Raw genomic sequence first — 23,451 nt, forward strand, 5'->3', positions numbered from 1 at the left:
TTCTATTTGGTCCAATAAAATAACAACCTGAGGAGGAATTGAGCATGACAAGTTATGTAGAATGGGATTTTTTAACTGATTTTATTGAAAAAGCTTTTGCTGCCTATGGTGTGCCACAAGAAGATGCAAAAATTTGTACTGACGTCTTATTACAAGCCGACAAAAAGGGAATTGAAAGCCATGGTGTCAATCGTTTTAAACCAATTTATATCGATCGAATCAAAGAAGGAATCCAAAATCCGATCACAAAATTTGATATTGTCCGAGAAACGCCTACGACAGCCGTTGTTGATGGTCATGACGGCATGGGACAAGTCATTGGGCGACAATCGATGCAATTAGCCATCGATAAGGCAAAAGAATATGGCATGGGAATGGTGGCTGTACGCAATTCTACCCATTTTGGAATTGCAGGTTATTATACAGACATGGCAGCTGAAGCTGGCTGTATTGGGATGTCTGGAACAAATGCGCGCCCTTCTATCGCCCCTACCTTTAGTGTAGAAAACAAACTAGGGACCAATCCTTTAACAGTCAGTTTTCCAACAGATGAAGCATTTCCTTTCTCATTAGACTGTGCGACTTCCATTATCCAACGTGGCAAAATTGAATTATATGAACGACAAGGAAAAGACACGCCAGCCGGTGCAGTGATTGGGCGTGATGGATCTGCGATGACCGATTCTCCCGAAATTTTAAAAGCTCTTCAGACTGGTGAAGCTGCTCTGGCACCTTTAGGAGGTATCGGCGAAAAACTTTCAGGCTATAAGGGCTATGGCTACGCTACGATCGTTGAAGTTCTCTCTGCTGCATTACAACAAGGAAATTTTTTAAGCATGCTTTCAGGAATTGGTGAAAACGGTGAAAAAACAAAGTATCATCTAGGACATTTCTTTATTGCTATTAACACAGAAGCATTTATGGGATTAGAAAGCTTTAAAAAAACAGCTGGCGATATTCTTCGTGAACTACGTGCCGCAGAAAAAGCGCCTGATGCAGATCGAATTTACACACCTGGCGAGAAAGAATATCTGATTTGGCAAGAACGTAAAAAAACAGGTCTTCCAATCAACGAATCTGTTCAAAAAGAACTCATTACAATTCGCGATGATGCAGGACTAACCGATTATCATTTTTCATTTGAAGAGTAAGAATTCTGCAATAAAAGATAATTTTTAGTCAGTATCATTCTGGAAATGTTGGTCGCTATATGGTAACTGTTTAAGGAAGTTAAAAATAACTTATTTTGATAATATACCGTAGTTTCCCTGAAAAACTAGAAACAGATCCTAATAGAAAAACTATTATTGCAATAGACATAATTTTGACCTTGTTACAAATAAATACCTAATTATCAATGAAGTTTAAGCTGTATTATTTATAAAAAATGGATACAATCTATGTTAATAATTACTAACTTTTGTTAGTTTAGGTATTTAAAGTCGTAGTTTTGGGGAGATTGTAGATGAAAAAAGAGAAGAAAAATAAGAAAAGCTTGGTGGAAAAGTTGAAAGGTATGGGGCCGGCTGCGATAGTAACCAGTGCCTTTGTTGGTCCTGGAACGATTACAACAACGACTTTAGCCGGTGTTAATTTTAAGTATTCATTATTATGGGCTGTACTTTTTTCTGGTTTATCTTTAGTTGTTTTAATGGAAATGGCAGGTAGAATTGGCATTATTTCCAACCATGATATAGCAGAAGCCGCAACGGCAAGTTTTTCAAATAAAAAAATAGCGGGAGTTATTATCAAAAGTATTATTATCATTACCTTATTTGCTACTGCCTTCGGACTTGAAGCTGGGAATCTGATTGGCGGTTCATTGGGATTAGCCGACGCCGTAAACTTACCTCAATGGACCTCAGCGCTTAGTTCCTGAAATTACTTTATCAAATGATTCTTTTTGCAATAACAATCCAGTTAATGCAATTACTCCTACCAATATAGGTGCTGATGAAAGTAAGTCAAAAACAATTACTCTTAGAAATTCCATAATTATTCTCCTTCATATTATTGATCAAAAAATTCTTTTAACTTAGTTTCAATTTCATTTTTATCCATCAAATTATCCACACCAATCACATTAGGGGCTTGTCCTTTTAAATCATCAGCTACATCAGTCATTGTGATTATTAAATCTCCGCGAAACCCTTTCACATCGTCCAAAGTTCCATGCTCAACTTCTAGAGGAAAATTATTCTTACGTACAATTTGATCAACTTTAATTTTTAACATCATGCTCGAGCCCATGCCTGTCCGACAAGCAATTAATGCTTTTTTCATTTCACTCATGATAATCCCTACTTTCAAAATTTTTAATATATTTCATTATTTCCTGCGGATCTTTGGCGTTATCTAAAGCCTCATAAAACTTTTCTTGCTCCAACAGTTCTGCCAATTCCGACATCGCTGTCAAGTGCGTTTGGTTATCAATAGCACTAAGCCCGATAATATATTTAACTGGATCATTGTCTAAATTGCCAAATCGTATAGGTTTTTTTAATGTAGCAATACTTATGGCAACTTCTTTGGCCCCGTCTTCTGGTCTAGCATGTGGCAAAGCGACATTTTTAGTTATCACAATATAGGGCCCAGTCTCTTTAGCTATTCGAATCATTCCATCAATATACGATGGCGAAGCCTTATTTTCATTAACTAAAACTTTTGTCGCTTTCCTAATTGCTTCTTCCCAATTTGTTGCCTCCACATTTAACTGAATCAAATCAGTGGTAGTTATTTCACTTAGCACCGGATAATCACCCCTTTCTTTTATAACTAAATTTGAAGAATTCTTGTTTGATTCATAAAACAATTCGCTCTCTATTTTTTTATATTGTTCACCAGTCACATACTTTTTTACTACCATTAAAAAGTCTCTCAAACTAGGATCAATTAATAAATCTTCATATAAAAGATTATAGACTCGACTAATTAATTCGAACTTTTCTTTGGTTGTCATAATTGGGTTTACAATAATAAAGGGAGTACTTGTTCCTACAATTTTAGGAGTAACTGTGGTAGAAAAAATAATGTCAAATTTATCCAATTTCGTGGTTTGTCGAAAATCATCTGTTTCAAACCCAATTGTAGGAAATAAAGCTTCTAGTTCTTTCAATAAAATCAAAGAAGTCCCTATACCATTTGGACAAAGTACTAAACACCGACTTTTCTTTACTTGTTCTTCAGGCTCTTCAAAAGTTGCTACAGCAAAATGAACAGTTAGAAAAGCAATTTCATCTTCCGGGAGTTCTCTACCAAAAAGAGATTGAAGTGGAAGAACGACTTCTTTAACCAATGAATACATTTCGGTGTATTCTTTTTTTATTTTAAAAGTCAATGGGTTTACTATAGGTAAGTGATATAAAATTCGATAATAGCTAGGTCTAAAATGTTCATATAACCTTTTAACAAAAGAATCTCGTGTTAAAAAACGTATGCCTGCTAGACTTTCAAACCGATAAACGATTCCTTGAACAATTTGTTTTATTACTAAACGATCTTGCGTATCTTTTTCAATATTGCCAACAGACAGACCTAAGACCCAAGCAGTAACATAGTTAACATTATTATTATTTATTTGAAAGTAATTACATATCTCTTTACTAAATTGGAATTCTTCAGCTTGATGATTAATTACATTATTTATGTGGTTTGGCTTAATCGATTCATGTTTAAAACGCTCATTAAGTAAAATAAAACAAAAGGAAAACTCTTTTAGACTATTTTCGAAAAAATCAATATTATATTTTTTACTAGCTAATAATACAGTTGTTTCAAATTTCTCATAATTGACATTTAAATATTTTTCTATAAATTGGCGAACAAACTTTTCGCCATTATCTTGGTGTAAAAAATTGATAACTTCTCTCATGATAAAGAAACGAATATTCTCCTCTGATCCTGATAATCGATAGCCGCTTAAACGAGAATATTTAATTTGCAGGTTCTTTTTGCTTAATTCTTTTTTTATTTCTTTTAAGTCATTCAATACAGTTGATTTGCTAGCTTGTAGCATTATAATAAGATGGTTTAATGAGAGATAATCATAGGAACAAGTAATTAAAAAAATAATCATTAATTGTCGATTTTCTTTTGAATAATAAACATCGTCAAAAAGTTGCAGTTCCATTAAATAATTTTGCAAATATTCTTCTGTAGCTCTTGATAAAATTAGATCATCGCTATCTATTTTTATCTGTTTATTTTCTGTTAAATTTTCGTTTATCTTATCTATTGCGTAAGTTATTTGTCGTCTAGAAAGTTTAAAGTTGTTTTTTAATTTGCTAATACTCCTCTCGTCTTTAAAAGTTATTTCATTTAATATCTCCAGTCCTTGATTATCAATCACTTATATCACCTCCTGATTTAAAGTTTAGCCATTAAATATACCGCTTTCAATAACAATTAGGTGTATATTTTGTACTGATTATTTACAAGAATTAAGCTAATATCGCCTAATTTTAATAATAAAAAAACATAGAGAAACCACAAACTAAATGAATGGCTTCCTATGTTTATTTCTTTTTATTATCTAAGTTAACCAGCTAAAAATTATAATGAATAACATCTTGATATTGTTCAAATAATTGTTGATTCAATTGACTACCGCCATCTAAATTAGCAGAATAGAAAATGGGCGGGTAAGTAACGCCTTTTTGCAATAGCTTTTTTGTCACTTCAACAACTATTGCATTTAAAATAGTAGCGCCCACAACTGTAGAACTTGGCCCTACTTTCTGCTTAATTCCGTCAATAGTACAACTACCATCTCCAATGTCTCCATGGTTATCAATAGTCACATCAGCAAGTTCAAATAAACGCTTACCGGAAGAATGACGACTTGTCACAGATTTAGAATAAGTGACATTAGTCAAAGCAATAATTTTTACTCCTTTTTCTTTTGCCGCAAGTGCTAAATCAACAATTACTGGATTGCGTCCTGATACAGAATGTAAAATTAAAACATCATTTTCTTGAAAATCTACTGTGGTTTCTATAGCTTGACCATAACCTTCAAGCTGTTCCATACGGCTTGTAAATGTAATAGGTTGTCGATCTAACATGATTTCTTTAGCAAAAATTGCATTAATTGTCATCATTCCCCCAGCTCGATAATACATCTCTTCAGCTAAAATCCCAGCATGACTAGCACCAAAAATATAAATAGATTGCTTGTTTAAGTTTGCTTCAGTCAGTAACTCTATGGCTTTTTTCATTGCGTTTGTCTCATCTACTTCAACCTGGTTTAATATTTCTTTTATACGAGTAAAATATTGCATTTTAAAATCCTCCAAACAATCCACTAATGAAGCGTCCTAACATTGCCCACAATGAAAGATCATTTCCACCAAAAATTAACAACCAATTTTGAATGGTTGAACTAAATAACATTGCAGAAAAACCGACAAGTATAACCATTAAAATAGATGCCACTACAGTCCCTATAACCGCACCACGGAATCCTCCTTGTCCTTCACCAATAATAGCAGCACCACCACATTCAAAAAAGCTGGTAATAACTAAAGGAACAATCGTTACACCAAAAACATTAAATGAATTAGCAAATATCACCAATATAGTAGAAGTGACCATTGCCACAACAAAACCAATGATTACTGCATTAGGGCGATAATTAAATAAAATCGGTAAGTCAAAAGCAGGTTTAGCTCCTGGAACAACTTTTTCTGCAATTCCTTGGAAAGCTGGGATGATTTGATTGATTAACAAACGAACACCATAAAGCATAATTAATAGTCCAGCACCAAAATTTAGCCCAGCAATCATCGAAAACATAAATAAGTTTTCGCCTTCGGGTACTAGTGCGGGTGCTATGATACCCACAACGATATACATTAGAAAAATAACAATACCCCCTGTAATTGAAATTTCTCTAAAAAATGATAAACTTTCCGGAACTTTTAAATCTTCTGTAGATTTTTCCTTATTACCCAGTCGTTTTGCAACAAAACCTGAAACTAGAGATAGGATTCCTGTAGGGTGTCCAATTAAAAATGAATCATCTTCTGTTGCAGCCCAAACATATTTACGCATAATCCAAGGCATAAAAGACCAATAACAAGCTGTTAAAATAGCACTTATTACTATTAAAGGCGTTCCTGCTAAACCTGCTTCTACTCCACCTGCCACTAAAACGAAAGGAAACCACCAGAGCATATGCCCAGTTAAAAAAATTGTTTTCACTGGAGTAAAACGTGCAATGAACAAATGAACAATTAATCCTAAAAACATAACTAAACCAACTGTACCGCCATAATCAGCTGTAAATGTAACGTCAGATAATCCTTTAGCAACTTTAACGCCTAATTCTTCTTGAACTGCTGTATTGATTGGTGAAATTGTTCCAGTCAACATGTCTACTCCAGCGTTTAAAATGACCATACCAAACGCCGCAGTCATAGATCCTTTGATTATTTCAGAAAAGGGCTTTTTTTGAACTGCCAATCCTAACATTGCAATGAGCCCTAGTAAAACTGGTGGATTCTTCAAAATATAATCTGTGACAAAGTTCATGCTTATTCATTCCTTTCATTTAAAAATTTTTCCATTTGGCTTTTCACTTCATTTTTATCCATATATTTTTTCACTGGAAAAACTGGTCCTTTCACCGAATTTTGCAGTTCATTTGTTAGCTCACTGCTCGTAAAATAAGCATCTGCTGTAGTTGCTTTTGCTGTTGATAAATCTGTATTTTCAACGGTTGCTTTAATGTCCAATTCTTTGACTACTTTGTCTAATGTCATTTTTAAAACCATTGAACTTCCTACACCAAAACCGCATACTGCTAAAATTTTCATTCTCAATTCCTCCATTATTTAAAAAGTTTTATTATTTTAGACTTATCTCCACTCAAAATAACTTGATATTTTTGTTCATCCATAAACACCTCCATAATCTCTTGCAAACTTTTTAAGTGGCTTTGACTGTCCTTAGCTGCTAAAATCAAAAATATTTTTACCGGTTTTCCCTCTAAATCAATCGCTTCTTTAGTAATTAGAAGGCTCATACTTTGTTTTTTTACACCTTTTCCTGGCTGAGCATGCATTAATGCAAAGTAGTCAGCTAATACCATATATGGCCCATGATTATCTACGCTCTCGATCATATTTCCCACATAAGTTTGAGTAATCAATTTTTCTCTTTCTAAAGGCTCACTTGCTAATTTAACGGCTTCTTGCCAATTATTGACTGACTCGACTACCTTTATATGATTTTCCGGAAGCAGTTGCTTTAGTTCATTCATTCCTTAACCTCCATCATTTTGGAAATAAACCAAGTTTTATCTTCAATTCCTCGCATCAGTAAATTCATCACTGGTTCAACTTTTTCAACATCTTTTTCACGAATTAATAACAAAGCAATAACATCTACTAACTGATTTCCCCATGTGATCGCTTTATCTAAAATCAGTATCGAAACGGATGATTCTTCGATAAATTCGGGGTTTCCGTGGGGAATAGCAAAACCGTTATCAAGATAAGTGGATTGCAGTTCTTCTCTTTCCCAAACGGAAGCAATAAATTTATCTCTTGCTGTCTTACTAGTGAAATTTTGCTTCAAAAGTAAATAACTTAAAGCTTCCTGCTTGGAAGAAAAATTTGTAAACTCTACATTTTTATGAACTGTTTCGTTCATTTCAAAATTGAACGTAAAATTCTTAGTGTTCTGCTTTTCTTTAGCTACAATTAAATCAATATAGTAATTCATAATTTTTTTCATATCATTCGCCGTAACCATTGGCGAAATCGTTACTATTGGTTTTTTCCTATTGTCTTTTATCTCTACGGTAGAAATAATAAAATCAACATCAGATAAGTCCATATGATTAAGTTTCGCAGTGGAGACTGTTTCAACACTATTAACATCTGGTAATATTCTTCTAATCTTCGCGGATACATAAGAACTTGTTCCTATTCCATTAGGACAAACAAATAAAATCTTATTCATCTTCTTTAAACGTTCAATAGCTGCTTGAAAATGGATTGTAACAAAGCCAACTTCATCATCAGTAAGAGATAATTGATAAGGCTTACAGAAGTCGCTTAAAGCAAACCAAACCACACCAAACAATGAAGGATACATCTGTTTAATTTCATTAATTAATGGATTAACTATCGTTGTTTGTGCTCCAGTTCTTAAAAAAAGCTGATATAAATGTACAACTAAATCATTTTCTAAACGATTATCTTGTGTCAGTTCCATACGAAGTCCCTCGCTGACCTTTTGAATCAGCTTTCTAATTCTATCTCTAAAGGAGAAAGGGATTTTTTCATCTTTTAAGAAAAAACGTAAACCGCTCCCCACAATTAAATAAGTCAAGTGCTGTACTTCTTCGCTTGAAAAATGATAGATTCCTTGATTTTCTATTTCTTTTAAAAGATCATATATAATAGGGTATTTATCAAATTCAAGAAAAAAACGTCCAAGCTGATTTTTTCCATCTAGTTGAATGGTATGGCCTTTTTTAGAACGAGAAACAATCAAATAAATAGAAATAACAATTTGCTCAATATAACTTTCAGGAATATCAAATTCCCTTTCATTAAGCGCCTTACGAAAGGCATCTGTGATTCTTGTCAACAAATAGTTATCATTAGCTATTACTTCTTGCTGCAACATTAGTCTTTTGAGCAATTTTTGAACTTGTATCTCATTTCCAGCGAAAAAAGTACCTGAATTATCAAAAGTTAATGATAAATCCTCTTTTGAAAATAACTTTTTTATATATGAAATATCATTGGCAATACTGCTTCTAGAAACAAAATATTCTTCAGAAAGCTGCTGGTAACTCAAATGCTCATAATTCAATAATCTTTCAAATATGTGTAATCTTCTTGCTTTGCTATCAGTATACTGAGTATCCATTTCTCCCTCACCTTCTGTTAATAAATTAGCACACTATTTCTTTATCGAGGAGACCAAATAAATGTAAGTAAATATTGAAAAATAGTTGAACACCTGCAGAAACTTCCCCCTGTTTTTCCCAAAAAGAAGGCTTCTTGCGTAGTTTTCCCTTCTTTTTAAAGAAAATAAAGGGAAGTTTCCAGGAGTTCCCTTCTTTCTAATTCTCTTTTTTTATCCTAGTAATTTTTATCGGGGCACAAAAAAAGTCTGAGCATCATCCATATTTCGGAATTATGCTCAGACATTTTTTACATTATTTATTCATTTTTTTCGATCCTAATTTCATATGGAAGTCTGGATCTTTCGGGGTGGACGGATCTACACCACGTAGGGTTGGGATTTTTGCACAAATTAATTGCAAGGGAATAATAAAATTAAAGGTGAGTGCTTCTGAATTTTTGACCGTCGGTAAAACTAAGTCTGCTTGTTCGGATTCGTAATTTGTAATTAAGAAGATCGAATCTGACCAGCCGGAAAGGACTTCCTTCATCTTATTTGTCCGTGGTTCATTGCCATCGTCTAAAATAAACACAGTTGATTTTTCATTGATCGCATTGTAAATACCATGGATGAATTCTTCAAATTCGTAGCCTGTGACAGGACAACGCATGGTTTCCAATAACTTAAGTGCACTTTCTAAAATGTCTCCATATAAGGAAGCAGGGCCAGTGATACGAATTTCTTCGGCAGAAGTTAACGTCTCTTTGTGTGCTTCAATCCATTTCTCTGAAACATCGTAGACAGCTTTGAAGTGTTCAGCGGCTGCTTTAGCTGCTGCAATTTCTTTTTCGTATGTTTCCTCAGAAATTTGTCCTTGTGCTGTACCAATGTTTAATGCCAACAATAACAAATTTAACTTTGTACAGTAGAACCCTTTGGTTTTTGCGCCTGCTGTTTCTTCTCCGCAATATACAGTCAGAACGTAATCAGCAACTTCATCGATATAAGCATTTTCACAACCTGCCATTGAAGCGGTCATGCACCCGCAACTTCGAGCGATTTTCATCGCATGGTAAGTAGAATAACTGCTGCCTCCTTGAGAAATACCTACAACCAATGTTTTGTCGCTCTCTTTTAAAAAGGTCTCTGTTGTAATTTCAAATGGGTAAAGTGCGACCACTTCGAATTGTAGTAAACGTTGCATTTGCTTGGCCATTTGTTTACCTGAATGGTAGCTCGTACCCGAACCTGTAATCACAATCCGTTCGATTGGGGCTTGTTTTACTTTTGCAAATAATTCGTCCGCCTTCTCAATAATGGTAAACATTTTCTCCGGTGTTTCTTGTAAATAGCTTTCAATAGATGCCATTTAAAATTCCTCCTTTTTTTATAAAATCGATAATGCATGCATAGCAACGCCAAAAACAATAATTCCAATCGTTAGTTTGGTGACACTCACTTTTTTGATGAGTTTAAACAAAATCAAAGTGAAAATGAGCGGTAACATTTTCGGCATAATTTCATCAAGGATATCTTGAACGACAATTTCCGCGCCACTACTTGACCACTCCAATGGCGTAGTAATATCAAGCATCGTTGCAACCATCCCCCCTACAACGGCTAATCCAATAATGGTCGCTACTGACATAATTTTATCCATCAAACCTTCTTTTTGAATCCGGTCCAGCGAATTTACACCGACTTGATAGCCCATTTTCAAACCAAAAATACGCAGTAAGAAATTTGGCACGTTGAAAATAATTAAAAACAAAATCGGTCCAAAAATACTTCCCTGTTTTGCCAAAGAAACGCCGATACCGGCAGCAATCACTCGTAAAGTTCCCCAAAAAATGGAGTCGCCAATCCCAGCTAAAGGACCCATTAAAGACGCTTTGACTGCATTGATCGATTGTTCGTCAAAACTTGGGTTATTAGCGTTTTCTTCTTCCATCGCCGTAGAAATTCCTAAAATCAAAGGAACCATTTGCGGTGTTGTATTGAAAATTTCTAAATGGCGGTCTAGCGCTTGAGCTTGCTCTTCTTTATTTTTGTACAATTTTTTGATAATCGGTACCATTGAATAAGCGTATCCAATATTTTGCATCCGCTCAAAGTTAAAGGCACCTTGCAATGCAAAAGAGCGCCAAAACACACTGTGAAGTTCTTTTTTCGCTACTTTAGTCAAAGTCAATCTCCCCTTCCGTCAGATTGTCTGGTTGTTCCACTTCTTGTTTGTTATTATTTTTAGGTTCAATATAAAAATGGATAACAAAAGCCACACATGCTGCAAATAAGGCAATCGCCGTAATGTCTAATTCTAGATAAGCCGCTGCTAAAAAACCAACAAAGAAAAATGGCGCCATTTTTCTAGAAAATAACATGTCCATTAACAGAGCGAATCCAACACCCGGCAACAAGTTCCCGGCAACACCTAAGCCATCTAAGATCACATCTGGCACTGCATTAATTAAACTACTTACCTGTTGAGCGCCTAACAAAATCGCTAAAAATGTCGGGACAAATGTGCTCAAGAAAAATAACAAGACAGGAACCCACATGGAAAAAGCAATTCCTTTATAATTGGCTTCTTTAGCATATTCATCGGCTTTATGAGAAAAGTAAGTATTTACAATACGTACCAATACGCCCAAAGTTTGCGCTAATACTGCAATAGGAACAGCGAGTGCCAGAGCAACTTCAACGCCCCTGCCAGAAATAATTGCAAATGCGGTTCCTAATATCCCACCTGTGACAATATCTGGAGGCGTTGCAGCGCCAATCCCTGCAATTCCCATCCAAATCAATTCTAGCTGTGCACCGATAATAATTCCTTCTTTTACATCACCTAAAATTAAGCCCACAAATAACCCTAAAACAAGTGGCCTGTCAAACATCATTTGACCAAAGAGACGTCCATCTAATATGCCTATCCCAGCTAATATACCTAATGTCAAAGCTTGTGCTAGCATAAACAGCCCTCCTCTTCTTTATTTAAATCGAAAAATCTTCTAGTTTTTTCTTCTTATCGTTTGGCAACATCCGAAATTCAATGTCAATCCCCATATCACGTATGGCTTTTAAGTTACTGACATCTTGATCATCTACTGCGACTAAATCAGTTAACTTTCTTTTTCCTTCTGTAAAACGCAAACCGCCGATATTAATTTCTTTTACAGCATCTTTGGTATTTTTCAATAATTGATAAGTATCTTTAGTATTTTTTGTTAATACAAGTACATGACTCTTTTTAGAAGCACTAAATTTTTGTACGATTTCACCAGATTCCTCTACACCTCTTATGTAAAGATTGACATTACTTGGTTTAGCTAAATTCAAAGACATGGCTTTCATCTGATCATTTTTTGCTTCATCGTTAACCACCAAAATCGTATTTACACCTAAAGATGATGTCCACCCAAAAGCCACTTGTCCGTGAATCAATCGGTCATCAATCCTCAATAATGCGATCGTCATTGTGATCTCCTCCTTGTTTTTCAATCAGTTCGTTAATATAGACAATTCCTTTTTTTGCTTCCTCGATACTGTTTGTAATTATTGTTTTACTATCTGCATCACCAGATAGCAGCATCGTTAATACCAAAGGAAGATTCACTCCCGTAACCAACTGAAACTCATAGCCTTTTAATAAAAAGTCGGTAAACAAATTGGCAACACTTCCGCCAAAAACGTCCGTTAACACCACAAGCTCTTTTCCTTGTTTGTTTTCTAAATAATTTTTTACCTCTTCTTCTGCTTCTTCTTGCCCTTTTGATTTCGTCATTGAAAAATAATCAAGGTCATTATTATTTCCTGCTATTAATTGAGCCGCGTCAATCATACCTTTTGAAAGCTCACCGTGTGTTGCGATTAAATATTTCATCGAATCCTCCTTTCACTTTTATATAAAAGCAAAAAGCGTGCCAACTAGTGACACGCTAATCAAGATAGAGAATATTATAGATATAACAGGTTTCTTCCAGTGGGATTGTCACACTATAAATGGGTTCTAGCACACTAAAGATATCCTGAATCACTCTTATTTCTTTTGCATGATCAAAAGCAAATTGTTCCAAATCAGGAAAATCGGTAATTTCTGCATGCCGAATCAAGCGCTCCACCATACAGGCCACATGGACATAAATGGCGACTTTGCGGGCATTAGATAAATGTAAATGCAAGCGGCGTTCCAGTTCCTGAATACAACTTTCAATGACTTCCATAATACGTTTCGTATCAAGAATGGTTAGTGATTCTAAAACACGGATGAGTGAAAAGTTTTTGACCAACCGATCATTGACTTCGCGAATTTCTGCTTCAGATAATAAATTTTCAAAAATCTCACCTAGTTGTCCGTGCCCATCACCAGAAATAATATTTTCTAAATAGACAAATTTCATCTCTGGAATATGTACATCATTGGTTCCGATAATCGACAATACCTCATACTGGCTTAAAAATGCTTCTGATAAACCATTTGCTTGTAAATCCGCAAACTCGATCGGTAAAATATCGATTGCCAAAATACCATCTAAACAATCATAAAGCAGTTTTTGAATTTGGATAGCCACGCCTAAACCAGAAAAACATGTGGTAATAATTGCTTTTTTCTTCCTTCGTTTAGGCTGATAGAGCTGTACGTTAGGAACAACAACCTCTTGCATGCTTTCAGCGATTTCATTTAACGAACGATCTTGTTGAATCAGATTTCCTACTTCCAAAGCAAGAGGCGTGCTTAATTGGTCAATAAATAAAACCGGTTGATTTATATTTTGTTTCAACTGCTCATAAATCATATTTAATGAGCCCATATCAACTAAGACCAGCAAGCCTTGTTTGACAGAATATTCTTCAAGGTAAAGAAGTACTTTTTCTGAGATATCAAAGATGGTTGATTCCACCGGCATATCGATACTCGTAAACACCGCACTGCCGAGCATCCGATTACAAACATTGGCAATACTGCTTGCGGTGGCATAACCGTGAGCAATCATAATCGCATGAACCTCATTACTTTTTACTTCATAGTTGAGTGTTGAGAAAAAAAGAGCAAACAGTAAATGATCTGCTTTGGTAAAAGTGACATCCAGGCGCTTTTCGATTTCAGGAAGCAAAGGGGTAATCTGATTTAACTCTGTCTGATAATTCTTTTTTACAAAAGTCGTAAAATCATCTTCTAGAAAGCTCGTCAGATCAATTCCCTTTAAACTGTAATGATAAATATAGTAAGAAAGGAGCAATACAAGATTGCCATCGTATTGAAATTTAGTATGCGCATCAATTTCGCGGAAAATCTCTTGCATCACTGTCGAAATAAATTTTTCTAAAGCAGCTAAGTTTCTTTGCTTTTCTCTGAAAACGACGTCATCCATAAATTTCACAATTTGTTGATGCAGCTGCTGTTTGACAGTGTAACTCGTTTCTTTTTGATAGTCCTGGTATAACCAAACCAAATGTTGAATAAGTTTAGGCAACTCCCCTGCCGAATTTGCCACAGTAGAAAAAGTATCTTGGTCGGAAAAGACTAGATTTTCTTCCTCTATGTTTGCAAGTTCTATAGGAGAATCAAAGGATTCATAAATCTTTTGCGGTAAGTCTTTTATTTTTATTTCTACCTGTGTGCTTTCATTACTGTGTGCAATCGCGCTACCGCAAGCATACTTAATGACATTTTCCATTTCACCAATGTTTCCTGGAAAATTTGTTTGCAATAAGATATCCATGACTCGAGGGGTCACTTCGATTGTACGCTTAATATTTTGACTTTCCTTTTTAAATAGATATTCAACCAATTGTCGTTTTTCAAAAAGACTACGTTCAGAAACGCTAGGGATGTAAATTTGGATCGGAATCCGTCGTAAAAAAGTCTGCAAAAAACAATCGGTTGATTCTGTCGTCGCAAATACTAACCTTACTTTTGAAGAACGTTCTTTTGTTTCACCAATGCGCGAGAAATTTTCCTTGTCCATAAAATTAAATAACTTTTCTTGTCCTTCATCGTTTAAACGATGAACTTCATCAAGGAAAAGCACGCCCTTATCAGCTGCTTCCAGCAATCCTGTGTGATCTTCTTCAGCGCCAGTAAAAGCACCTTTTGCATAACCAAATAATATACCGGAAAGCAGTTCTGGGTTATTCGCATACTGCGCACAATTTAAGGTAAAAAAAGGCGAGTCTTCTTGCAAAACACCTTCTCTTATCATATATTCGTCCATAATCTGCACAAAATAACTCTTACCAACGCCTGTTTCTCCCATAAGAAGTAATGGAAGACCATTATTGGGATAAAATATAGCGGTCTTTAATTGTTCTACCGCTTCAGCCAAACCGCTGTCATAACCAATAACTTTTTCAAAAACTTTTTCGCTGGAGACATTATTTAATTCAGCTTGAAAAGCTGCTATGTTTTCATATTCTTCAGCAATGTCTATTTGATATTTTTGTGCGAAAAATTCTTTTAAGGAAAATAACACAGGTCGTGTATTGATTTTAAATAATCGATGATTATTAACAAACTGATTTAATATACGACTCGCTTGCGTCCGACTGATACTCATTTTTTGCGCGATTTCTTCTGTAGAAAAGAACAAAGAAGTCGTTTCTTTGAGCGAAGCTGAATGACACCTATTTTCCGCAAATTGAAAGATCGCTTCTTCTAAATTTGTCATAAAACGTCCTCCTTTTCTTGGTCCTTTATTTTATATAGAAAATCAACAAGAAGCAACTAGGATAAGAGTGATGAAGAGTAATATAACATTTTTTGTTCGGTATTTAGCTCTTAAAGACAACCATAAAAGAAAAAAAGACCATTTTCTCGCTTGCTTTTTTTCGATGGTATTCCCTTTTTCTAATAAAACTGATACCTCTAAACAAAAGACCAACGATAAAATCACTGGACAGGAGTCAGAAAAACTATCGTTATTTAAATGATTTTTTTAAATCACAATCTCTTCCCGTCTTTTCGCTTGTTATTGTCCATTTACAAAAGTAGATTTTCACAAGAAAATTCATAAGATTTGTGCATTTTTAAGGAGTACGTTATGATAAAAATGTACAGTAATTTAATTTTTTAATTGAGGAGTGAAATTATGAATACTGGTATAACTGCTTTAGATAATTTATTAGCATCGTTACCAGCGATTGTTGCTGGAATTGTATTATTGATAGTTGCATGGATTGTTGCCACTATCTTAAAAAACATCTTAGCAAAAGGACTTAAAAAGGTGGGCTTCGGTCAGTTGCTCACAAAATGGGGAGTGGCTAAAACAGAAGAAAGTGCCAGCTCGGCCATTGACAGCTTAGCCAAAGTTGGCTACTACATTATTTGGTTGGTCTTCTTGCCGGGAATATTTGAAAGCTTTGGTGTTCCTGCGATTGGGCGTCCCATCCAAACAATGTTAGATACAGCATTAGCTTATCTTCCTAATATTTTTGGAGCAATCATTATTTTAGTGATTGGTACCGTGGTCGCACGTTTTGTACGAAGCGTAGTTTATAACTTATCCGTCGCTGCCAATATTGACTCTTATGTCGCTAAGTTTTTAGGAACAAACACAGATGACCAAGAAGTTGAAGAAAAGAAAGACACGTTAGCTTCTGCTTTAGGCGGCATTGTTTATTTCTTAGTTATTATTCCAATTGCGTTGATTGCTCTAGAAACATTAAATATCGACACAATTGCTGAACCTATCAGTTCTGTTCTAAATACCATTTTAGCTGCTATCCCACACATTGTGGTCGCTGCAATCTTACTTGGTGTTGGCTTAGTTCTGGCAAAATTCTCTGGCCAAGTAGTCAGTGATTTATTAAAAGGTACAGGAATCAACAAATACTCAAAAACAATTGAAGATAATACAAATATGTCATTTGACTTAGCTAAATTATCTGGACAAATTGTTTCATTTGTTGTCGGTTTGTTATTCTTTGTTGAAGCGTTAAATGCACTACAATTAGACATTCTAAACATGGTAGGTGCAGCAATCATCGCTTATATTCCTAATTTGATTATTGCTGCAATTATCCTGGTTGCCGTATTTGTCGGTGGCGACTTTGTAGGTAGTGCAATCAGTAAAGCAACAAAAAGTGGCTTAGCTGGTGCAATCTTCAAATTTGCGCTAATTATCTTTGGTATCTTTATGGCATTAGAACAATTAGACTTTGCAACAGCGATTGTACAACAAGCATTTGTCTTGATTCTAGGTGCCGCAGCTGTCGCATTTGCCATTGCATTTGGTATTGGTGGACGTGACTTTGCTAAAAGACAATTAGATAAAGCTGACCATAAAATCGATGAAGAAAAAGATAAATCAGATAACGAATAACTCAATTTTGAGTTTTAGGTCAAATTAGCAAAAATAAAAAAAGACTTCAAAGTAATTAAACTTTACTTTGAAGTCTATTTTTTTGCTGTTAGTTAACTTATAAGACAACAGGGTCCAGACAACTTCGATATGAATCGTGTTAATAGAACAGGGGCTAAATCACTACTTTACTCCCTGTAACGTTAAAAACAGGGCGTATTTCGGAAATGTACTCCCTGTTTTTAAAAGAAAAATAGGCAGATTTAGAAAAATAAGCTAAAAAAGAGCAAAGATAGGGAGTGAAATCTTAATTTACTACCTATGAATAGAAAGACAGGGAATAGTTTTTTTATTTACTCCCTGAAAAAGTAGAATCAGGGAGTGTTTCATTAAAACGCTCCCCATCTTTTTTTAATTAACGTTTTTCGCCATTCAAACAAGAATTAACTTTGCACCAGATCTCCTACAACTTTGACACGTAACCGCGTGGCATTGTCAGGATGATAAGCTAATGGGATTTCTTCTACTTCTACTAGTTCAATAGTTCCTGCGATCGCTCCTGCTTTCATCGCTTGTTCATCAGCATTTTCACGAGCATCTTGCAGGGCTTGTTCTCTTGCGATTTGCGAATAAATATAGATTTTTTCGTATTGGCCACCAATTTGTGAGATCGAAGCTCCGATCGCGTTAGCCACGGCGCCTTTTTCATCGCGGATGATCTTTTCTACACCTTTTAATTTATCGGGTACAATAATATTGCCGCCACCCACTAAAATCAAAGTCACATCCCCCGAACTAGTCTTCATGCGGTCAATCGCTTCTTCTACCATCTGCGCTATTTTTGCTTCTGCTTTTTCAGCCAAATCTTGCTTAATGTGAGCAACTTTCTCAGGATCGCCGATTTCTACTTTTCCTAAACGTACTGCAATATCTGTGGCAGTTAGTGTATCTCCACCAAAAACCAATGCCTTTTCCGAAATTTTATAGCCTACACTATCAGGCCCCACTGTGAGGTCCCCATCTTCTGTCTGACGAACAATCGAGCCGCCGCCTAAGCCAATCGATACGATATCAGGCATCCGAAAATTTGTCCGGACACCACCAACATCAACCGCTACGGAAGATTCACGTGGAAAGCCATCCGTAATGACTCCAATATCAGAAGTTGTTCCTCCAACATCTAAAACGACTGCATTTTCCAAATCTGCAAGATAAGAAGCCCCGCGAATACTGTTGGTTGGACCACACGCAATGGTTAAAATTGGAAATTCTCTTGCATAATCAATGGACATTAACGTCCCGTCATTTTGACATAAATAAACTTCAGCATCTGTAACCCCTTCTTGTAGCAAGGCCTGCTCAAAACCATCACTTGTCGCACGCATCACTTTAAATAAAGCTGCATTTAAAATGGTGGCATTTTCTCTTTCAATCAGCCCTACAGAGCCAATTGTAGAAGATAAAGAAACTGGGATATCTTTTCCTAATATTTCTTGCGCTAATTCTTGAACACGAAATTCCTGGTCATTTTTCAAGGAAGAAAACACGCCGATTACAGCAATCGACTCAACTTTTCCTTTCCAACTTGTTAAAATATCACGTATTTCTTGTTCGTCAAAAGTGGAAAGAGCTCGTCCATCAAATTCATAGCCGCCTTGAGCAAAAGCGTAAGTCTGAGACAGTTGCTGTACGATTTCATCAGGCCAAGCGGTAAAAGGAGCGACTGAAGCTGTTGCCGGATACCCCAACCGCAGTACACCTACTTTGGCTAATTTCTTCCGTTCTACAATAGCATTTGTACATTGAGTTGTCCCTAGCATAGCATGGGTGACCGCATCTTTATTAACCTTTGATTCTTTGAGCACTAAATGTAGAGCTTGAAAGATTCCACTTTCAATATCTTCAGTTGTAGGATATTTTACACTGTGAATCAATTGTAAATTTTCATCTAAAATAACAGCGTCGGTATTCGTTCCACCGACATCAATTCCGATTTTATATTCCATTATTGACCACGCTCCTTTTGCACTAATTCTTCAACCGGTACATAGTCATAATCATAACCAAAATAACGCGGCCCTACGGTTTCAATCCCTTTAGCACTACGCCATTGCTCATTACATGGCAAAGCGAGTAGACGCACACGTTTTCCGTATTTTAGGCTTTCTGTAGTTACAGGCGTTAAGGTTTCTAGATCGACTAAGCAAATCAGATCCGGTGTTAATACTAAAGGCCGTTTATCTTTTAAAGCAATCAAATTTTCGTTTTGGATGTAGACATCCACTTCTTCTCCTGTATGATCAGCCAATCCTTCGATAATAACTTTTCCTCGATTGAAACCACCTTCAGTTCCTCTTAGTACATCGACAATTTTTCCTGTAAATAAGTCAAAACCACCTGTCATGTCCAATACTTGTTGTAATTTTGCTTGATTGTCCTGCCCTTTACAACGAATAATACGACCTAATTTTTCTGAAAGAGAAACAATATTAGCTATCCCGAAACGTTTGAGTTCAGCCCCTGATGACGGATAGTTACTGATCAAGGTACTTGCTCCCATTTCAACTGTTGCTGTCCGCGCCAATCGTTCAGCCCAGACGTTATCAATCGTTTCAATAATACCAATATTTCCCTTTTCATCTGTAATTGCCATAGGTGTAGATGAGACGCCATTTAAATGAAAAGTTACCATTTGCAACTCAGGAAAAGCCCGTCCCATCCCATCACAGTCTATTAAGGGCAAGCCTAGTTGAGCTGCTACAATGATAGGAATCATTGAATTGACGCCTCCTGCTTCCATCGGAAAAACCCCTTTGATTTCTTTGCCTAGATATTTTTCCAATTTTTGAAACACACGAACAAATTCATCTCCTTTAGGGAATTTTTCTACCAAAACGCTGGGTGCTCCCATCATAGCAGCAGGTGTATACATCGCATTTTCATCGACTTCTTCAGGAGAAATTAAAGTAGCTGGTCCGTATTCATTAACCGCCGAAAGAGCCATCATTTTACCGATATACGGATCGCCGCCACCTCCTGTTCCTAGCAGTGCTGCACCAACCGCAATATTTTCAATTGCTTCAGCATCAATCTTATGCATAACTTTTCCTCCATTACTTTTAATTTTATATTGCTCAATCCTCTATATTTCCTTTAACCGCTTTTTTTCCTTTAAATTTGTACCCTATATAATAAATAGCAAATGAAATGACAACACCGATCAATGGTTGGTTAAGTAATTGAGGCGCATTAGGGAAAAATTCTAAGATAACTGGTAAAGCAGCAATTACAGCACCAATAAACCAAGAAAGTACGCCTAGCCAGTTGAAGTTAGCGACTTTTTGCCAACTAGCAGGATCTCCTTTTTGTATGATCCAGTAAGAAGCAATCATCACACCCGTTACAGGGGGGATCATCGCAGACAAAACATTCATAATCGGGACAAAATAATCTAAAATACCAATGGCTGCAAGGATTGTTCCTATTCCACCAGCAACAGCTACCGCAACGGTTTCTTTTTCTTTTGATACATTAAAAACATTCACAATCGCAATCCCTCCGGAAAAAGCATTCACCGCATTGGTTGTCCAAGTCGCCAAAAGCATCGCAACCACGCCAATTACAGGAAACCCAAGTTGAGTAAATACCGAAATAATATCCGCGGTATCTGAAGTAACACCAAATATAGCTCCCGCTGCAATCATTAAAAGCCCTGCAGGTAAAACTCCAAGGAAGGAAGCCTTAGCGACGCCCGAACGCTTTCTAACATATTGCGAATAATCCCCTGCAATAATCGCTCCTAATGCAAAAGAGCCAATCGTAACAGAGACACCGGTTAGAAAGGGCATATGAGTTTCGGGTTGATAGTCAGTAATCGCTGTCCAACCACCACCGGTAAGAGACACACCGATAGCATAAAAAATGACAATCAATAAGAAAGGAACGGCAATATAGTTCAGCCAGCTAAGTAACTTGATCCCAAAAATAGCGGATAATAACATTACGATCCCCCAAAATAAGCTGGAAACCCATACTGGTAGCGTGAAATTATATAATGCTAAAAATTGCGAGAACGCAACGCCCGCTACGTTTGCTTGTATCCCAAACCAACCTAGACAAGAAATAGCTAAAATAATAGCAATCACTTTTTTAGCACCTTGTTCACCAAAAACTTGGGAGGCAACTTGCACAGTCGGTCGTTTTAAATCCGAACTTTGGATTCCTTGAAAAATCATGCCAATAACAATAATGCCATAACCTACCAAAGCTGTTAAAATAGCAGTCCAAAATGACATGCCGGCGATTAACGTACCGCCGAGTAATAGACCTGGCACACTGATCATTGAGCCGATCCAAATAAACGCTAGACTCTGCCAAGTCTGTTCTGTGTTCTCGTCTTTCATAAAAATTCCTCCCCCTTTTCCCTCGAACTATTTTTCGAGAATATCTGCTATTATACGGAAATAACATCTCTTTGTATTTATCTTAAACTTAAAAGAAAAAAGAGATATTTTGTCATTTTTGACAAAAAACCTCTTTTTTATCTTTCTTCTGTATTTTTTAATAAACGCCAGATCGCTATCGCACGATAATAAGTTAAACTTTCAGGAAGTTTCGTCACAGAATAATGAACAATTTCGTTGATGCGTTTGATTCGATATTTAATCGTATTCATATGCACAAACAAAAGTTCACCAGCCTTAACATAATGGCTTTGTGCGTCCAATAAAAAAACTGCTAACGTGTCTAATAGATCTTCATGCTGTATTAAGGGCTGTAACGGCGCCAGTGCTTGACGAATTGACCGCTCCCCTTCAGCAATTATCTTCTCACATTCGGCAACAAATTGAAAATGCAGCTGTGTAAATATTTGTTGCCTTGGATATAAAAATTGCGCTTGTTCAAAATATTTCTCCATTTTAATATAAGCAGCTTGTACGTCCGTTGTTGTGTTCATGCCTAAATATTGCACGATGATCGGCTGCAGTCGCTCTTCTTGCAAACGATCAAGAACTTCTAGAGCAATCGCAGCAAAATCTTCCTCGGTCTTTCCTGCGCCCGTAAGCACAACAATCGTTTGTTCAAACAATTCAACAAGCAAAACATTAAACCGTAGTTTCATTTCCTCTTTTAAATGATACATGACAAATTTTCTTTCAGCAGAATCTTCCACTCGAACAAACCATACATTCGAGATACTTTCCACATCAATATGTAAAATAGCCCCTAGGCGGCGCATTTTAAGGCTTTCATCATTTAAAATCGCTTTGACCAATTCTTGCGTATTGACTGCTTCGTAGTTTTGCCCCCATAAATTCATAAAAATTTGCACCACTTCAGCAACTTGCTCGACCATATTTTCTGTTAGGGGCTGAGTTTCCTTAAACATATAAAGTTGAATAGATTCCGTACCATTATGGAAAATGGAACGTTTCACCGTAGAAACAGAATCAATCGTTTGAATATTGTTATCCACGGTTTGTTCAACTCTATGAGATAAATCTAAGGTGCTCATACTGGGCCAAGTATCCGCGTTGATTATTTGTCCTCTGCTATCTGTTAATACAATCGAGCTATGCGTCCGGTCGGTTAACATTTGAAGCATTGTATCCACGTTACGTTGGTTTGTTGGAAGATTGGAAATTTGTTCCAGTATCTGATTCGAAAAACTTGTTTCTTCCATCTCTTGCTTAATGATCGCCTCGACTACCTCATAAATTACTTCACTATAACGCAAAGAGGGCTCCCCTTTTGGCATAACGATCAGTGGAAAATCCAGTTGATCACATACCTCGATCAAACGCTGATCTACTTCAGGAATAAAAACGCCAACATAATAAAGAATTAATCCAATTTCTCCTTCATGTTGTAAATGCCGAATCAGCTTTACCTGCGCCTTAACATCATGCGCAATGGCCATTAAACCGCTGATGACAATTTCACTGCCGTATTTATCTTCTTGATTAAATAACTCTTTGCCTAGTTGATCAATATTTGATTGCTCCAGCACACTAATCGAAGTGACTGGCTTATTTAAACCGTTTTTTCCCGCAATAACTTCAGCTTCTCTTAAAGAAGGCAGCTTTAAAAGATTTTTCAATTCCATACTCATCCATTCACCCTCCTTTGGCTTGGTTTGTTCGCTATTGTAGCATTTACTTAGGACAAAGTCATGAACAAGCTGCTTAACGATTCGAAATTAAAAAAACACAGGGAGTAAAATACTGATTCACCCCCTATGTTTGAAAAGACAGGGAGTGTTTTTCCATTTCTCTCCCCGAGATTGCAGAGA

At 36.2% G+C, this 23,451-nt stretch carries 21 protein-coding genes; 3 read left to right on the forward strand and 18 right to left on the reverse strand.

Annotation, left to right across the window (positions count from 1 at the left end; translation table 11 throughout):
* Positions 1-44: 44 nt before the first annotated feature.
* Complete coding sequence (locus TS1_RS04115; protein ID WP_068708129.1) at positions 45-1,151, forward strand: Ldh family oxidoreductase; 1,107 nt, start codon at positions 45-47, stop codon at positions 1,149-1,151.
* A 314-nt stretch (positions 1,152-1,465) separates the two neighbouring features.
* Entirely contained in the window at positions 1,466-1,879 is a 414-nt protein-coding gene (locus TS1_RS04120; protein ID WP_068708131.1) for a divalent metal cation transporter, read from the forward strand.
* On the opposite strand, the gene TS1_RS12780 is transcribed toward TS1_RS04120, so the two are convergent.
* From TS1_RS12780 to TS1_RS04185, 14 genes are all read right to left on the reverse strand, one after another.
* Positions 1,862-1,993, reverse strand: coding sequence for a hypothetical protein (locus tag TS1_RS12780; RefSeq protein WP_281177358.1), 132 nt, complete (start codon positions 1,991-1,993; stop codon positions 1,862-1,864). The two genes, TS1_RS04120 and TS1_RS12780, sit on opposite strands and share 18 nt — an antisense overlap.
* Positions 1,994-2,010: 17 nt before the next feature.
* Positions 2,011-2,283: a PTS sugar transporter subunit IIB gene (locus tag TS1_RS04125; protein ID WP_068708182.1), complete on the reverse strand. Its 273-nt coding sequence runs from the start codon at positions 2,281-2,283 to the stop codon at positions 2,011-2,013.
* 1 nt (position 2,284) lies between these two features.
* Positions 2,285-4,348, reverse strand: a complete 2,064-nt coding sequence (locus TS1_RS04130; RefSeq protein ID WP_068708133.1) for a BglG family transcription antiterminator — start codon at positions 4,346-4,348, stop codon at positions 2,285-2,287.
* 196 nt (positions 4,349-4,544) lie between these two features.
* On the reverse strand, positions 4,545-5,279 hold the full coding sequence (locus TS1_RS04135; RefSeq protein ID WP_068708135.1) for a sugar isomerase domain-containing protein: 735 nt from the start codon (positions 5,277-5,279) through the stop codon (positions 4,545-4,547).
* A 1-nt stretch (position 5,280) separates the two neighbouring features.
* Positions 5,281-6,531 (reverse strand): PTS ascorbate transporter subunit IIC, encoded by a 1,251-nt coding sequence (locus tag TS1_RS04140; RefSeq protein WP_068708137.1) that lies wholly within the window; start codon positions 6,529-6,531, stop codon positions 5,281-5,283.
* 2 nt (positions 6,532-6,533) lie between these two features.
* Positions 6,534-6,815, reverse strand: coding sequence for a PTS sugar transporter subunit IIB (locus TS1_RS04145; protein WP_068708139.1), 282 nt, complete (start codon positions 6,813-6,815; stop codon positions 6,534-6,536).
* 14 nt (positions 6,816-6,829) lie between these two features.
* Complete coding sequence (locus TS1_RS04150) at positions 6,830-7,261, reverse strand: PTS sugar transporter subunit IIA (RefSeq protein ID WP_068708141.1); 432 nt, start codon at positions 7,259-7,261, stop codon at positions 6,830-6,832.
* A complete protein-coding gene (locus TS1_RS04155; RefSeq protein ID WP_068708143.1) occupies positions 7,258-8,883 on the reverse strand; it encodes a BglG family transcription antiterminator in 1,626 nt (541 codons plus the stop codon). Before TS1_RS04155 ends, TS1_RS04150 begins: the two co-directional genes overlap by 4 nt.
* A gap of 292 nt (positions 8,884-9,175) precedes the next feature.
* Complete coding sequence (locus TS1_RS04160) at positions 9,176-10,231, reverse strand: SIS domain-containing protein (protein WP_068708145.1); 1,056 nt, start codon at positions 10,229-10,231, stop codon at positions 9,176-9,178.
* An 18-nt stretch (positions 10,232-10,249) separates the two neighbouring features.
* Positions 10,250-11,047 (reverse strand): PTS system mannose/fructose/sorbose family transporter subunit IID, encoded by a 798-nt coding sequence (locus tag TS1_RS04165; RefSeq protein ID WP_068708147.1) that lies wholly within the window; start codon positions 11,045-11,047, stop codon positions 10,250-10,252.
* The gene (locus tag TS1_RS04170) at positions 11,040-11,831 is read right to left on the reverse strand and encodes a PTS mannose/fructose/sorbose/N-acetylgalactosamine transporter subunit IIC (RefSeq protein WP_068708149.1); all 792 of its coding nucleotides are present in this window, start codon (positions 11,829-11,831) and stop codon (positions 11,040-11,042) included. Before TS1_RS04170 ends, TS1_RS04165 begins: the two co-directional genes overlap by 8 nt.
* A 22-nt stretch (positions 11,832-11,853) precedes the next feature.
* On the reverse strand, positions 11,854-12,336 hold the full coding sequence (locus tag TS1_RS04175; RefSeq protein WP_068708155.1) for a PTS sugar transporter subunit IIB: 483 nt from the start codon (positions 12,334-12,336) through the stop codon (positions 11,854-11,856).
* Positions 12,311-12,742, reverse strand: a complete 432-nt coding sequence (locus tag TS1_RS04180; protein WP_068708158.1) for a PTS sugar transporter subunit IIA — start codon at positions 12,740-12,742, stop codon at positions 12,311-12,313. Before TS1_RS04180 ends, TS1_RS04175 begins: the two co-directional genes overlap by 26 nt.
* Before the next feature lie 55 nt (positions 12,743-12,797).
* Positions 12,798-15,527, reverse strand: a complete 2,730-nt coding sequence (locus TS1_RS04185) for a sigma 54-interacting transcriptional regulator (protein ID WP_068708160.1) — start codon at positions 15,525-15,527, stop codon at positions 12,798-12,800.
* A 420-nt stretch (positions 15,528-15,947) separates the two neighbouring features.
* On the opposite strand from TS1_RS04185, the gene TS1_RS04195 reads away from it, so the two are divergent.
* Positions 15,948-17,180 (forward strand): mechanosensitive ion channel, encoded by a 1,233-nt coding sequence (locus TS1_RS04195; RefSeq protein WP_068708166.1) that lies wholly within the window; start codon positions 15,948-15,950, stop codon positions 17,178-17,180.
* 422 nt (positions 17,181-17,602) lie between these two features.
* On the opposite strand, the gene TS1_RS04200 is transcribed toward TS1_RS04195, so the two are convergent.
* The 4 genes from TS1_RS04200 to TS1_RS04215 all read right to left on the reverse strand — a co-directional run bounded on the left by TS1_RS04200 (position 17,603) and on the right by TS1_RS04215 (position 23,271).
* Positions 17,603-19,165, reverse strand: coding sequence for a hydantoinase/oxoprolinase family protein (locus TS1_RS04200; protein WP_068708167.1), 1,563 nt, complete (start codon positions 19,163-19,165; stop codon positions 17,603-17,605).
* The gene (locus TS1_RS04205) at positions 19,165-20,259 is read right to left on the reverse strand and encodes a DUF917 domain-containing protein (RefSeq protein ID WP_068708168.1); all 1,095 of its coding nucleotides are present in this window, start codon (positions 20,257-20,259) and stop codon (positions 19,165-19,167) included. The genes TS1_RS04200 and TS1_RS04205 overlap by 1 nt, the downstream gene beginning before the upstream one ends.
* A 34-nt stretch (positions 20,260-20,293) precedes the next feature.
* Complete coding sequence (locus TS1_RS04210) at positions 20,294-21,562, reverse strand: cytosine permease (protein WP_068708169.1); 1,269 nt, start codon at positions 21,560-21,562, stop codon at positions 20,294-20,296.
* A gap of 137 nt (positions 21,563-21,699) precedes the next feature.
* Positions 21,700-23,271 carry a PucR family transcriptional regulator gene (locus TS1_RS04215; protein WP_068708170.1) on the reverse strand — a complete coding sequence of 524 codons (1,572 nt, stop codon included), beginning with the start codon at positions 23,269-23,271 and terminating at the stop codon, positions 21,700-21,702.
* Between the last annotated feature and the right edge of the window lie 180 nt (positions 23,272-23,451).

Source organism: Tetragenococcus solitarius NBRC 100494 (assembly GCF_001544195.1).
In the GTDB taxonomy this organism is placed as follows: Bacteria; Bacillota; Bacilli; order Lactobacillales; family Enterococcaceae; genus Tetragenococcus; species Tetragenococcus solitarius.

Coding starts and splice junctions, on each gene's coding strand:
- TS1_RS04115 (WP_068708129.1), top strand. CDS start 45: ATGACAAGTTATGTAGAATGGGATTTTTTAACTGATTTTATTGAAAAA.
- TS1_RS04120 (WP_068708131.1), top strand. CDS start 1,466: ATGAAAAAAGAGAAGAAAAATAAGAAAAGCTTGGTGGAAAAGTTGAAA.
- TS1_RS12780 (WP_281177358.1), bottom strand. CDS start 1,993: ATGGAATTTCTAAGAGTAATTGTTTTTGACTTACTTTCATCAGCACCT.
- TS1_RS04125 (WP_068708182.1), bottom strand. CDS start 2,283: ATGAAAAAAGCATTAATTGCTTGTCGGACAGGCATGGGCTCGAGCATG.
- TS1_RS04135 (WP_068708135.1), bottom strand. CDS start 5,279: ATGCAATATTTTACTCGTATAAAAGAAATATTAAACCAGGTTGAAGTA.
- TS1_RS04140 (WP_068708137.1), bottom strand. CDS start 6,531: ATGAACTTTGTCACAGATTATATTTTGAAGAATCCACCAGTTTTACTA.
- TS1_RS04145 (WP_068708139.1), bottom strand. CDS start 6,815: ATGAAAATTTTAGCAGTATGCGGTTTTGGTGTAGGAAGTTCAATGGTT.
- TS1_RS04150 (WP_068708141.1), bottom strand. CDS start 7,261: ATGAATGAACTAAAGCAACTGCTTCCGGAAAATCATATAAAGGTAGTC.
- TS1_RS04155 (WP_068708143.1), bottom strand. CDS start 8,883: ATGGATACTCAGTATACTGATAGCAAAGCAAGAAGATTACACATATTT.
- TS1_RS04160 (WP_068708145.1), bottom strand. CDS start 10,231: ATGGCATCTATTGAAAGCTATTTACAAGAAACACCGGAGAAAATGTTT.
- TS1_RS04170 (WP_068708149.1), bottom strand. CDS start 11,831: ATGCTAGCACAAGCTTTGACATTAGGTATATTAGCTGGGATAGGCATA.
- TS1_RS04175 (WP_068708155.1), bottom strand. CDS start 12,336: ATGACGATCGCATTATTGAGGATTGATGACCGATTGATTCACGGACAA.
- TS1_RS04180 (WP_068708158.1), bottom strand. CDS start 12,742: ATGAAATATTTAATCGCAACACACGGTGAGCTTTCAAAAGGTATGATT.
- TS1_RS04185 (WP_068708160.1), bottom strand. CDS start 15,527: ATGACAAATTTAGAAGAAGCGATCTTTCAATTTGCGGAAAATAGGTGT.
- TS1_RS04195 (WP_068708166.1), top strand. CDS start 15,948: ATGAATACTGGTATAACTGCTTTAGATAATTTATTAGCATCGTTACCA.
- TS1_RS04200 (WP_068708167.1), bottom strand. CDS start 19,165: ATGGAATATAAAATCGGAATTGATGTCGGTGGAACGAATACCGACGCT.
- TS1_RS04205 (WP_068708168.1), bottom strand. CDS start 20,259: ATGCATAAGATTGATGCTGAAGCAATTGAAAATATTGCGGTTGGTGCA.
- TS1_RS04210 (WP_068708169.1), bottom strand. CDS start 21,562: ATGAAAGACGAGAACACAGAACAGACTTGGCAGAGTCTAGCGTTTATT.
- TS1_RS04215 (WP_068708170.1), bottom strand. CDS start 23,271: ATGAGTATGGAATTGAAAAATCTTTTAAAGCTGCCTTCTTTAAGAGAA.